This is a genomic window from Paraburkholderia sp. A3BS-1L (assembly GCF_051125215.1).
Taxonomy (GTDB): Bacteria; Pseudomonadota; Gammaproteobacteria; order Burkholderiales; family Burkholderiaceae; genus Paraburkholderia.
Genome location: NZ_CP120442.1, coordinates 399,338 through 411,939 on the forward strand (window position 1 = coordinate 399,338; position 12,602 = coordinate 411,939).

A 12,602-nucleotide genomic window follows, 5' to 3' on the forward strand; every position below is an offset into this window, starting at 1 on the left:
ACGCGCCGCGTGGGCGGCGCTCACTGTACGAGCACAACCATGTCCAAATATCTTCTGACCAAGTGGGAGCCCGAGAACACCAAGTTCTGGGAAGCGTCCGGCGAGCAGATCGCCACCCGTAACCTCTGGATCTCGATTCCCGCGCTGATGCTGGCGTTCGTCGTGTGGTCGCTGTGGAGCGTTACGGTCGTCAATCTCGACAAGGGCGGTTTCCACTTCACCAAGAACGAGCTGTTCTGGCTCACGGCGCTGCCGGCGCTCTCGGGCGCCACGCTGCGCATCTTCTATTCGTTCCTCGTGCCGATCTTCGGTGGCCGCCGCTTTACCGCTATCTCCACGGCGAGCCTGCTGATCCCGGCCATCGGCATGGGCTTCGCGCTGCGCGACCCGTCCACGTCCTATACGACGCTGCTCGTGCTCGCGCTCCTGTGCGGCTTCGGCGGCGCGAACTTCAGCTCGTCGATGGCGAACATCAGCTTCTTCTTCCCGAAGGCGCGCAAGGGTTTCGCCACCGGCCTGAATGCGGGCATCGGCAATCTGGGGGTCTCGGTCGTGCAGTTCGTCACGCCCATCGTGATCTCGACGGCCGTGTTCGCGGGCCTGCTCGGCGACGGCCAGACGTATGTGAAGGACGGCGTCGAACACAGCATCTGGCTGCAGAACGCGGGCTTCGTCTGGGTGCCGCTCATCATCGTGTCGTCGCTCGCCGCATGGTTCGGCATGAACGACATCGCCGATGCGAAGGCTTCGTTCAGCGAGCAGGCCGTGATCTTCCGCCGCGCGCACAACTGGATCATGTGCTTCCTCTATGTCGGCACGTTCGGTTCGTTCATTGGCTTCTCGGCGGGTCTCGCGCTCTTGACCAAGGCTGAATTCCCCGCGATCAACCCGACTGCATGGGCGTTCCTCGGGCCGCTCGCAGGCGCCCTCACGCGTCCGGTCGGCGGCTGGATCTCGGACAAGATGGGCGGCGCGCGCGTGACGCTGTGGACCTTCGTGACGATGATCGCGGCAGTGGTGGGCGTGATCGCCTTCCTTCCGGGTGGTGCGCTGGGTGGCGCGCAAGGCAGCTTTGGCGGATTCCTCGCGATGTTCGTCGTGTTGTTCGCGCTGACCGGCATCGGCAACGGCTCGACCTTCCGCATGATTCCCGTGATCTTCCTCACGCAGCATCAGCGCGCGGCCGAGGGCAAGGGCGCTCCTGCAAAGCACAGCGCGCTCGCCGAGGCGAGCAAGGAATCGGCGGCGGTGCTGGGCTTTGCGGGCGCGATGGGTGCATACGGCGGCTTCTTCATCCCGAAGAGCTTCGGCACCTCGCTCGACATGACCGGCTCTCCCGTGATGGCGCTCGTGTGCTTCATCGGCTTCTACGTGGTGTGCGCGCTCGTGACGTGGTTCTTCTACGCACGCCGCAACGCCTCGATGCCGTGCTGAGGCCGCCGGCCGAACTAGTCCTTCAGGAGTAGTGGGGCGCGAGGGGCCTACTCCCGATGCGCCACGCGCACTCTCCCCCTGATGAGTGGGCAGGCCGACGCCTGCCCGGCATACTCAAAAAGTGATTTTCGAAAACCGACGGCCCGCGGGTTGCACGCGAACGGCACGCGCAAGACGTGCAAGCGGCGCGAAACGGCAGGCGCAGTCGAAGACAAAACATCAGCAGTCCCGGAGCATCGTATGAGTTACTTTCTGGACCGGTTGAAGTTCATGTCGCGTGTGAAGTCGACCTTTTCCAATGGTCATGGCGCGGTGGTGAACGAAGACCGCAAGTGGGAAGACGGCTATCGCAGCCGCTGGCAGCACGACAAGATCGTGCGTTCGACCCACGGCGTGAACTGCACGGGCTCGTGCTCGTGGAAGGTCTACGTGAAGAACGGCCTGATCACGTGGGAAACGCAGCAGACCGACTACCCGCGCACGCGCGCCGACCTGCCCAATCATGAGCCGCGCGGGTGTCCGCGTGGCGCCTCGTATAGCTGGTACGTCTACTCGGCACAGCGCGTGAAGTATCCGATGATCCGCGGCCGCTTGATGGACATGTGGCGCGATGCGCGCCGCACGCTCGACCCGGTCAAGGCGTGGGCCTCGATCGTCGAAAATCCCGAGAAGGCGGCGCGCTACAAGCGTGCGCGCGGCCAGGGCGGCTTCGTGCGCGCCGACTGGAATACGGCCACCGAAATGATTGCGGCGGCCAACGCCTATACCGTCGGTGAATATGGCCCGGACCGCGTGATCGGCTTCTCGCCGATTCCCGCGATGTCGATGGTCTCGTATGCGGCGGGTGCGCGCTACCTGAGCCTGATCGGCGGCGCATGTCTTTCGTTCTACGACTGGTATTGCGATTTGCCGCCGTCCTCGCCGCAGGTTTGGGGCGAACAGACCGACGTGCCGGAATCGGCCGATTGGTACAACTCCACGTATCTGATGGTGTGGGGCTCGAACGTTCCGCAGACGCGCACGCCCGACGCCCACTTCTACACCGAGGTCCGTTACAAGGGCACCAAGACGGTAGCGGTCTCGTCGGACTTTGGCGAGATGGTGAAGTTCGGCGACATCTGGCTCGCGCCGAAGCAGGGCACCGACGCGGCGCTCGCGCTCGCGATGGGTCACGTGGTGCTCAAGGAATTCCACGCTTCGGCCAAGTCCACCTACTTCCGCGATTACGTGAAGCAGTACACCGACATGCCCTTGCTCGTCACGCTCGCCGAGCGCGATGGCGTGGTCGTACCGGACCAGTTCCTGCGCGCCTCGCAGCTCGCCGGCAATCTCGACGAAGCGAACAACCCGCAATGGAAGACGCTCGCGATCGACGCGGCCACTGGCGATATCGTCGCGCCGAACGGCTCGATCGGCTTCCGCTGGGGCGAAGGCGATCACGATGGCGGCAAGAAGGTGGGCCGCTGGAACCTCGAAATGAAGGATGGCGGCAGCGGCCGCGAGATCGATCCGCGCCTCTCGCTGATCGATCAGCATGACGAAGTGGTTGAAGTGAGCTTCCCGTATTTCGGCGGCGAACACGGTGCGCTGCTCGCGCGCCGCGTGCCCGCGAAGCGCGTGGCGCTCGCGGACGGCACGAGCGCACTGGTCGCGACCGTGTACGACCTGCAGATGGCCAACTACGGCGTCGACCAGGGCCTCGGCGGCCCGAACGTGGCGTCCTCTTACGATGACGACGTGCCTTGCACGCCCGCATGGCAGGAGAAGCACACCACGGTGCCGCGCAAGCTCGTGATCCAGGTGGCGCGAGAATTCGCCGACAACGCCGATCGCACGCATGGCAAGAGCATGGTGATCGTGGGCGCGGCCCTCAATCACTGGTACCACAACGACATGATTTACCGCGGCATCATCAATCTGCTGATGATGTGCGGCTGTATCGGCCAGAGCGGCGGCGGCTGGGCGCACTACGTGGGCCAGGAAAAGCTGCGTCCTCAATTCGGCTGGGCGCCGCTCGCGTTCGCGCTCGACTGGCAGCGCCCGCCGCGCCAGATGAACGGCACGTCGTTCTTCTACAACCACACGAGCCAGTGGCGCCACGAGAAAGTCGAGCTCGACGAGATCCTCGGGCCGGGCGCCGATCGCAAGCGCTACAAGAACCTGTCGATGCTCGACCTCAACGCGAAGTCCGAGCGCATGGGCTGGCTGCCTTCCGCGCCGCAGTTGGGCGCAAACCCGCTCGACGTGATGGACGCCGCGAAGCGCGCGGGCGTGCCGCCGGTGCAGTACACGGTCGATAAGCTGAAGTCCGGCGAATTGAACTTCGCCTGCGACGATCCCGACAATCCGGCGAATTTCCCGCGCAACATGTTCGTGTGGCGCTCGAATATTCTCGGCAGCTCGGGCAAGGGCCACGAGTACTTTTTGAAGTACCTGCTCGGCACGCAGAACGCGCTGTTCGGCGACGAAGCCGACGCGATCAAGCCGTCCGAAGTGAAGGTGCGCGCGGCGGCCGAGGGCAAGCTCGATCTGCTCACGGTGCTCGACTTCCGCATGAGCACCACGTGCCTGTACGGCGACATCGTGCTGCCGACGGCCACGTTCTACGAGAAGGACGACCTCAACACGTCCGACATGCATCCGTTCATCCACCCGCTTTCCGAGGCCGTGCAGCCGCTGTGGGAAAGCAAGACCGACTGGGAGATCTATAAGGCGATCGCGAAGAAGTTCTCGGAGATCGGCGGCGAGCACCTCGGCACGCGTACCGACCTCGTTTGCACGCCGCTGATGCACGACACGCCGGGCGAGCTCGGCCAGGCGTTCGAGCCGAAGGACTGGCGCCATGGCGAATGCGATCTGATTCCGGGCAAGACCGCGCCGTCGATGACGGTGGTGGAGCGCGACTACCGCGAGATCTACAACAAGTTCACCTCGGTCGGGCCGCTGCTCGACAAGCTCGGCAACGGCGGCAAGGGCATCAACTGGAACACCCAGCATGAAGTGGGCGAACTCGCTCACCTCACGGGCACCCATGGCGATGCGCGCTCAGGCGTGACGGCAGGGCGCCCGCGCCTCGAGACGGCCATCGACGCCGCGGAGATGATTCTTACCTTCGCGCCCGAAACCAACGGCCACGTCGCGGTGAAGGCGTGGGACGCGCTCTCGAAGATCACGGGCCGCGACCACACGCACCTCGCCGAAGGCCGCGAGCACGACAAGATCCGCTTCCGCGACGTGCAGGCGCAGCCGCGCAAGATCATTTCCGCGCCCACGTGGTCGGGTCTCGAATCCGAGGAGGTGAGCTACAACGCCGGCTACACGAATGTGCACGAGCTGATTCCATGGCGCACGCTCACGGGTCGCCAGCAGTTCTATCAGGATCACCGCTGGATGCTCGACTTCGGCGAGGGCTTCTGCAACTACAAGCCCGCCATCGACACCAAGACGATTGCGCCGATGCTGGGTGCGAAGCCCAACGGCGAGAGCGAACTGGTGCTGAACTGGATTACGCCGCACCAGAAATGGGGCATTCACTCTACCTACACCGACAACCTGCGCATGCTCACGCTCTCGCGCGGCGGCCCGCACGTGTGGGTCTCGGAAGCCGAGGCGAAGGAAGCGGGTCTCGTCGATAACGACTGGGTCGAAGTGTTCAACGTGAACGGCACACTCACCGCGCGCGTCGTGGTGAGCCAGCGCGTGCCGCGCGGCATGTGCCTCATGTATCACGCCCAGGAAAAGATCATCAACGTGCCAGGCGCGGAAACGAGCGGCAAGCGCGGCGGCATTCACAACTCGGTCACGCGCACGGTGCTCAAGCCCACGCACATGATCGGCGGTTACGCACAGTTGGCCTACGGCTTCAACTACTACGGCACGGTCGGCAGCAATCGCGACGAGTACGTGATCGTTCGCAAGATGAAGAAGGTCGAGTGGCTCGAGGGCCCGATGAAGGAAGGAGCAGCATCATGAAAATCCGCGCTCAGGTGGCGATGGTCCTGAATCTGGACAAGTGCATCGGCTGCCATACGTGCTCCGTCACGTGCAAGAACGTGTGGACTTCACGCGACGGCGTCGAGTACGCGTGGTTCAACAATGTCGAGACGAAGCCCGGCATCGGCTATCCGAAGGAATGGGAAAACCAGGAGAAGTGGAAGGGCGGCTGGATGCGCAATGCCTCCGGCAAGCTCGAGCCGCGCCAGGGGCCGAAGCTCAAGGTGCTCGCCAATCTCTTCGCCAACCCGAATCTGCCGGCCATCGACGATTATTACGAGCCGTTCACCTACGACTACGAGCATCTGCAAAAGGCCGGTCTCTCGGAGACGCCGCCCACCGCGCGCCCCGTCTCGGTGATCACCGGCAAGAAGATGGACAAGATCCATTGGGGTCCTAACTGGGAAGACGACCTCGGCGGCGAATTCGAATCGCGCAGCCGCGACCAGCTCTTCGAGAACGTGCAGAAGGAGATGTACTCGAGTTTCGAGAACACCTTCATGATGTATCTGCCGCGTCTGTGCGAGCACTGCCTGAACCCGGCGTGCGTGGCGTCGTGCCCTTCGGGCTCGGTCTACAAGCGCGAGGACGACGGCATCGTGCTCGTCGACCAGGACAAGTGCCGCGGCTGGCGCATGTGCATTTCGGGCTGCCCGTACAAGAAGATGTACTTTAACTGGAAGAGCGGCAAGGCCGAGAAGTGCATCTTCTGCTATCCGCGCATCGAAGCGGGCCAGCCGACGGTGTGTTCGGAAACCTGCGTGGGCCGCATCCGCTATCTGGGCGTGATGCTTTACGACGCGGATCGCATTGGCGAAGCGGCATCGGTGGAATCGACGCAGGACCTGTATCAGTCGCAACTCGATGTGTTCCTCGATCCGCACGATCCGGCCATCCGCGCTGAGGCGCTGCGCCAGGGCGTGCCACAGAGCTGGCTCGATGCGGCTGTGAAGTCGCCCGTGTACCGCATGGCAGTCGAGTGGAAGATCGCGTTCCCGCTGCATCCCGAGTACCGCACCCTGCCGATGGTCTGGTACGTGCCGCCGCTCTCGCCGATCCAGTCGGCCGCGGACGCGGGCCATATCGGCATGGACGGCGTGATTCCCGATGTGGCGAGCCTGCGCATTCCCATGCGCTATCTCGCGAATCTGCTCACCGCCGGCGACGAGAAGCCCGTGATTTCGGCGCTCAACCGCATGCTGACGATGCGCGCGTACAAGCGCACGCAGTCGGTGGACGGGGTGAACGACAACGCGCTGCTCAAGCGCGCGGGCCTCACCGCCGAACAGGTCGAGGACATGTATCGCACCATGGCGATCGCGAACTACGAGGACCGCTTCGTCGTGCCGTCGTCGCACAAGGAAATGGTCGAAGACTCGTTCAATGAGAAGGGCAGTTGCGGCTTCTCGTTCGGCAACGGGTGCTCGGGCGGCATTTCGGATGGCTCGCTCTTCGGCGCGAAGCACGAGGGCAGCGTGGTGTTCGCCGATATGCCGAAGTCACGCCGCAAGGCGACGTCGGAAAGCTGAGGAGGGCACCATCATGTCGATCTATTCCGTTCTCTCCGCGCTGCTCGACTATCCCGAGCAGCCCCTGCTCGATGCGCTCGACGAAATCGAGGGCGCGCTCGCCACGTTGCCGCACGGGCCGTTCGCCGTGCGCGAACTCGCGCCGCTCATCGCGGCGCTGCGCGAGCGCTCGCTCACGGAGTCGCAGGAAATCTACGTGGCGACGTTCGACCGCAATCCGCGCCACTCGCTTCATCTGTTCGAGCACGTGCACGGCGAAAGCCGCGCGCGTGGCCAGGCGATGGTCGATCTGCTCGACGAATATCGCAGCTTCGGCCTCGATGTCACGGCGAGCGAGTTGCCCGATTACGTGCCGCTCTTTCTCGAAGTGCTCGGCCTGATCGGCGACGAAGAAGCCAGCGCGCTGCTCGGCGAAGCGATTCACGTGCTCGCCGCGCTCGGCAAGCAGCTCGAGCGAGACGAGAGCCCCTACGCCGCCATCTTCACCGTGCTGTGCGAGATGAGCGTGGTCGAGCCGCTGCCGATCACCGGCGCGCCGATACGCGACATGGACGAAGCGCTCGAGCGCTTCGGCACGGGCGCCGACGGCGTCGAGCCCCTCCTGCAGCCGTTCGGCGCGGGCGCCGCGAACGCGCCGCAGATCGTCCAGTTCCACCCGCGCGCGGCGTATGCAGCTTCGTCCGCCATGCCCGGTCGCACAAAGGAAATGCAATGAACATGTTCAACCAGTTTCTGTTCGGCATCTATCCGTATATCGCCGCATCGATCTTCCTGTTCGGCTCGCTCGCGCGCTTCGAGCGCGAGCAGTACACGTGGAAGGCCGACAGCTCGCAATTGCTCTATCGCGGGCAACTGCGTCTGGGCAATATCCTTTTCCACATCGGTATCCTCGGGCTCTTCGCCGGGCACTTCGTGGGCCTGCTCACGCCTGTGGCGGTCTGGGACTGGCTCGGCGTGCCGCATCAGGCCAAGCAGTTGCTGGCGATGATCGCTGGCGGCGTGATGGGCACCATGTGTCTCGCGGGTCTCGCAATCTTGCTGCACCGCCGCTTCACGAACGCTCGCATCTCGGCGGTCACACGTTTCGGCGACAAGGTGCTGCTGTTGTGGATCCTCGTCACGCTGCTGCTCGGGCTCACGACGATCGGTGCGTCGGCCAGCCATATGGATGGCGCCATGATGGTGCGTCTCATGACCTGGGCGCAGCACATCGTGACGTTCCGCGGCGACGCCGCAAGCTACGTGCTCGATGCGCCGCTCGTGTTCCGCCTGCATCTGTTCATGGGCATGACGCTGTTCGTGATCTTCCCGTTCACGCGTCTCGTGCACGTATGGAGCGGGCTGGCCTCGGTCACCTATCTGTCGCGGGCATGGCAACTCGTGCGCAGCCGCTAGGCACGCGCCTGAGGCGGGCCGCCGGCCCGTCTTCCGTGTCTTCATTGCGAGGTTGCTGAAGTTGCTGAGGTTGCTGTAGTTGCCTCTGGGCGGCCGTGGGGATCGGCCGTTCTTTTGCGGGGAGCGAGCGATACGCGAGCTCCCTTTTTTTGTGCTTCTTCGCCGGGCATCCGGCTGGCACGCCGCGGCGAACTGGCGCATAGTGTCGCAGTTCAAGGCCAATCTGGCCGCTGGTCGTGCTGTTTGCGATACGTCAACCGATAATGAGGAATACCAGCGCCCGCGCGTCGCACTTCGTTCTCCGTGTCTTTTATGGCGATGACCCGTTCTCCCGATTCCGCCGCCTGCTCCGGGCCGCACCTGGCGGCTGCCGGAGCCGCCACTTCAGCCGGCTCGCTGGCGCCCTTCCGCCGGCGCCTGTCCACGCGCATCGTCGTGCTCTCCACGGTCGTGCTCGCCATCGTGCTCACGATGATCGGCGGCACGCTCTGGCTCTCGTGGCAGCTCGAAGGCGCGGGCGCCGCGATCAACGACGCGGGCAGCCTGCGCATGCGCGCGAATGCGGTGGCTATCGAATTGTGGGAGAGCCGTCAGGGCAGCCCTTCGCGGCTCGACGGGCAGATTGGCCAGCTCAACGAGACCCTGCACCAGTTGCACGAAGGCAATGCGGCTCGCCCGCTATTCCTGCCCGACGACGTGCTGATTCGCCGGCAATTCGACCGGGTTGCCACGTCGTGGCACGAACGGCTCGAGCCGGCCGCGCAGCGCGACCGTGTTGCGGGCGTGGGTGCGCCGTCGGCGTACCTCGCGCTGCTGCCCGGCTTCGTCGATGACGCCAATCAACTCGTCGTGCTGATCGAGCGCGAGAACGCGCGCAAGACAGCGTGGCTGCGCACTTCGCAGATCGCGCTCGCCGCGCTCTCGTGCGTGGGCACCGTGGCGATCGTCTATCTGCTTTACCTGTGGTTCGTGGTGCCCGTGCAGCGCCTGCAGGACGGGCTCGCGCGCATCGAGGCGCAGGAGTTCGATACGCGCCTGCCCGTCGATACGCGCGACGAATTCGGCCATCTCGCGCAGGGCTTCAACCAGATGGTCGCCGAGCTGCAAGCGCTGTATCAGGACCTCGCTGCGCGCGTCGATGTGAAGACCGCGCAACTGGAGGCGCAGAACCGCGAGCTGCGCATCCTGTACGAAATGGCGGCTTTTCTCAATACGCCGGGGCCGGTCGAGCCGCTGTGCCGCGACTTCCTCACGCGCCTCATGCGCGAGTTCGAGGCCGACGGCGGAACGGTGCGTATCGCCTCGGCCGAGGACGACAATCTGCATCTACTGGTCGCCGAAGGCCTGCCCGAGGAACTCGTGCGCGCCGAACAATGCATGCCCGCGCAAGAGTGCGCATGCGGTGCCGCATCGGCGGAAGAGCCGGTGGTGGTGGTCGATCTGCGTAACCTGGTTGCGGGCGCGGGCGCCAAGGGGCGCATGCCCGCCATGAGCGACGCCGAGCGCGAGCACGCGCAGCATTGCCTGCGCGCGGGTTTTGCGAGCGTCGCGGTGTTCGGCATCGTTTCGCAGAGCGAGCCGCTCGGCACGTTCTCGCTGCACTTTCGGCGCGAGCGCGATATGCCGCCCTCGGAAGTCCAGTTGCTGCAAACGCTCGGCCGACATCTCGGCGTCGCGCTGAAGAACCGGCGCCTCGCGGCGCTCGCGCGCCAGCTCGCGGTTTCGGAGGAGCGCAACCTCGTCGCCCAGGGGCTGCACGATAGCATTGCGCAAGGGCTGAGCTTTCTGAAGATGCAGGTGCACCTGCTCGATGGCGCCGTGGCCGACGGCAATCTCGACGAAGCGCGCGAGATCGTGCCGCTGCTCGCGGGCGGCGTGAAGGAGAGCTACGACGACGTGCGCGAGCTGCTGCTGAACTTCCGCTCGAAGCTCGAGTCGGGCGCGCTGCGGCCCGCGGTGGACGATACGGTGGCGCGCTTTCGGCGCCAGTCGGATGCCGAGCTCACACTCGATTATCGCGACGAGGGCGGCCCGCCGCTGCCGGCCGATCAGCAACTCCAGGTCCTGTTCGTGCTGCAGGAGGCGCTTTCTAACATCCGCAAACATGCCGAGGCGCAGCACGTGCATGTGAGCGTTGTCAACCGGCGCGACTTCCGCCTCACCATCGAAGACGATGGCGTAGGCTACGATCCTGCCGACATTGCCGCGCGCGGCGAGGCCCATGTCGGTTTCCATATCATGCGCGAGCGCGCCAAGCGTCTTGCGGGAACGCTTGCGCTCGACAGCACGCCGGGGCGCGGCTCGCGCGTGGAGCTCGTGCTGCCGGCCGCGAGCCGCAAGGCGGCTTGATCGGCTTTATTCGCTTGTGATCTACCCTACGCGCCGGGCTTCGCGCCACCACAGACCGAATCGCCACAATCTGAATTTCAGGCCATGACCATCCGCATTCTGCTCATCGACGACCACACGCTTTTTCGCTCGGGCGTGAGCGCGCTCTTGCAACGCCAGCCAGACCTCGAAGTGGTGGGGGAAGCCTCGGACGGCGTCGAAGGCCTCAAGCGCGCACAGCAGCACGAGCCCGACGTGATCCTGCTCGATTTGAACATGCCCGGCCTCTCGGGGCTCGAAACGCTGCAATTGCTGGTGCAGGACCTGCCCGATGCCGCCGTTGTCATGCTGACCGTCTCCGAGGAAGCCGACGAGCTCACCGCGGCGATGCGCGCGGGCGCGAGCGGCTTCCTGCTCAAGAGCATCGACGCGGAGGCGCTCGTCGCGGCCATTCGCAAGGCGGCCGCCGGCCAGCCGGTGATCACCGAGCACATGACGGCGAAGCTGGTCGAGCAGATGCGCAAGCCGGCGGCGGCGCCGAGCGCGCCCAGCGCGCCGCGCACGAGCGGCGAGACGCTCACCGCGCGCGAGCGCGACATCGTGCGCGAGCTCGCGCGCGGGGCGAGCAACAAGGAGATCGCGCGCACGCTCGATCTGGCCGAAAGCACGGTGAAGATTCACGTGCGCAACATCTTGCGCAAGCTGAACCTCTCGAGCCGTGTGCAGGTGGCCGTCTACGCGGTGGGGCACGAAGGCATGGCGGACGGCGCGGGCGAGCCGCGCGAGGGATGAGGCGGCGCATGCCGCCTTGCCAGACGCCAGAGGCTCAAACGAGCCGCAAATAGATCAGCTCGCGCTTGATGTAGGCGTAGAAGATAGGCGCGGCAATCACGCCCTGGATGCCGAACGCGGCTTCCATCACGAGCATCGCGACCAGCAGCTCCCACGTGCGCGCCTCGATCTGGCCGCCCACGATGCGCGCGTTCAGGAAATACTCGAGCTTGTGAATCACGATCAGGAACGCGAGCGCCGTGACCGCCGCAGGCAGGCTCACGGTCAGCGCGATCGCGACGATCAGCGTATTCGAGATCAGGTTGCCGATCACAGGCAGCAAGCCGACCACGAAGGTCACCACGACGAGCATCTTCGCGAGCGGCAGCGGCGCGTGAAAGAGCGGCAGCACGAGCAGCAGGAAGAGCCCGGTGAACACCGTGTTGATGGCCGAGATCTTCACCTGGGCGAACACGATGCGGCGGAACGCATCGGCAAAGCGCGACACGCGCGTGACGAAGGCGGTCGAGAGCGGCAGCCGCGTGGCGTTCTTCTGCGTGCCGATGGCGACAATCGCGCCGATGATCATGCCGATCACGATATGCCCGAAGATGCGCGCGGCGTTCTTGCCGCCCTGGCCGAGCTGGGTGGCGTGCTCGTGCATGAGCGCGATGGCCTTGAGCTTCATCTGGGCGACGTCCACGGGCAGATAGGCCGCGATGGCGTCGGGAATCCGCGCGCGCGCCTGGTCGACGAACGTCATCATCTGCGCCATCACTTTCTGGACGCTCGGCACGTCGTTTTCAAACTGTTCGATGACGCCCACGGTGAGGCCCGTGAGCACGCCCACGATCACAATGGAAACCAGCACGACCGAGAGCCAGCGCGCGCGCTGGCTCGACATGCGCCGCTCGATCAGCGGCGCGATGGTGTGCACGAGCTGAAAGACGAGCATCCCCGCGAGCAGCGCGCCAAGCAGGTTCAGGTGCAGCACCGCCCACAATCCGGCGAGCGCGGCCACATAGCTGCCAATTTCCACCGCCGAGAGTTTCGGCAGGCTCATGTCGCTCGTGAGCCTGACCGGTCTTGGCCGCAGGTCGCGCACCTGTTTATCGTCGGTCGCTTCGTTGCGCTTGACCATGTTGGGTGTAT

General features: G+C 64.9%; 8 protein-coding genes. 7 read left to right on the plus strand and 1 reads right to left on the minus strand.

The annotated features are described in order from the left end of the window. The first annotated feature begins 39 nt into the window (after positions 1-39). From P5W99_RS01840 to P5W99_RS01870, 7 genes are all read left to right on the plus strand, one after another. Positions 40-1,434 carry a NarK family nitrate/nitrite MFS transporter gene (locus tag P5W99_RS01840; RefSeq protein WP_421022938.1) on the plus strand — a complete coding sequence of 465 codons (1,395 nt, stop codon included), beginning with the start codon at positions 40-42 and terminating at the stop codon, positions 1,432-1,434. Positions 1,435-1,674: 240 nt separating this feature from the next. Then, on the plus strand, positions 1,675-5,406 hold the full coding sequence (locus P5W99_RS01845; RefSeq protein ID WP_421022939.1) for a nitrate reductase subunit alpha: 3,732 nt from the start codon (positions 1,675-1,677) through the stop codon (positions 5,404-5,406). Next, complete coding sequence (narH, locus tag P5W99_RS01850) at positions 5,403-6,956, plus strand: nitrate reductase subunit beta (protein ID WP_434661607.1); 1,554 nt, start codon at positions 5,403-5,405, stop codon at positions 6,954-6,956. The genes P5W99_RS01845 and narH overlap by 4 nt, the downstream gene beginning before the upstream one ends. A gap of 13 nt (positions 6,957-6,969) precedes the next feature. Continuing rightward, positions 6,970-7,671, plus strand: a complete 702-nt coding sequence (narJ, locus tag P5W99_RS01855; protein ID WP_434661608.1) for a nitrate reductase molybdenum cofactor assembly chaperone — start codon at positions 6,970-6,972, stop codon at positions 7,669-7,671. Next, positions 7,668-8,351, plus strand: coding sequence for a respiratory nitrate reductase subunit gamma (gene narI, locus P5W99_RS01860; RefSeq protein WP_421022942.1), 684 nt, complete (start codon positions 7,668-7,670; stop codon positions 8,349-8,351). The genes narJ and narI overlap by 4 nt, the downstream gene beginning before the upstream one ends. A 318-nt stretch (positions 8,352-8,669) precedes the next feature. After that, positions 8,670-10,700 (plus strand): type IV pili methyl-accepting chemotaxis transducer N-terminal domain-containing protein, encoded by a 2,031-nt coding sequence (locus tag P5W99_RS01865; protein WP_421073469.1) that lies wholly within the window; start codon positions 8,670-8,672, stop codon positions 10,698-10,700. Between the two features lie 84 nt (positions 10,701-10,784). Continuing rightward, a complete protein-coding gene (locus tag P5W99_RS01870) occupies positions 10,785-11,471 on the plus strand; it encodes a response regulator (RefSeq protein WP_421022944.1) in 687 nt (228 codons plus the stop codon). Positions 11,472-11,505: 34 nt separating this feature from the next. Here P5W99_RS01870 and P5W99_RS01875 read toward each other — a convergent pair whose 3' ends face one another. Beyond that, positions 11,506-12,591 (minus strand): AI-2E family transporter, encoded by a 1,086-nt coding sequence (locus tag P5W99_RS01875; RefSeq protein ID WP_421022945.1) that lies wholly within the window; start codon positions 12,589-12,591, stop codon positions 11,506-11,508. Between the last annotated feature and the right edge of the window lie 11 nt (positions 12,592-12,602).

What these genes read in the sequence shown, in the direction of transcription:
- P5W99_RS01840 (WP_421022938.1), top strand. Translation starts at nt 40, where the DNA reads ATGTCCAAATATCTTCTGACCAAGTGGGAGCCCGAGAACACCAAGTTC.
- P5W99_RS01845 (WP_421022939.1), top strand. Translation starts at nt 1,675, where the DNA reads ATGAGTTACTTTCTGGACCGGTTGAAGTTCATGTCGCGTGTGAAGTCG.
- narH (WP_434661607.1), top strand. Translation starts at nt 5,403, where the DNA reads ATGAAAATCCGCGCTCAGGTGGCGATGGTCCTGAATCTGGACAAGTGC.
- narJ (WP_434661608.1), top strand. Translation starts at nt 6,970, where the DNA reads ATGTCGATCTATTCCGTTCTCTCCGCGCTGCTCGACTATCCCGAGCAG.
- narI (WP_421022942.1), top strand. Translation starts at nt 7,668, where the DNA reads ATGAACATGTTCAACCAGTTTCTGTTCGGCATCTATCCGTATATCGCC.
- P5W99_RS01865 (WP_421073469.1), top strand. Translation starts at nt 8,670, where the DNA reads ATGACCCGTTCTCCCGATTCCGCCGCCTGCTCCGGGCCGCACCTGGCG.
- P5W99_RS01870 (WP_421022944.1), top strand. Translation starts at nt 10,785, where the DNA reads ATGACCATCCGCATTCTGCTCATCGACGACCACACGCTTTTTCGCTCG.
- P5W99_RS01875 (WP_421022945.1), bottom strand. Translation starts at nt 12,591, where the DNA reads ATGGTCAAGCGCAACGAAGCGACCGACGATAAACAGGTGCGCGACCTG.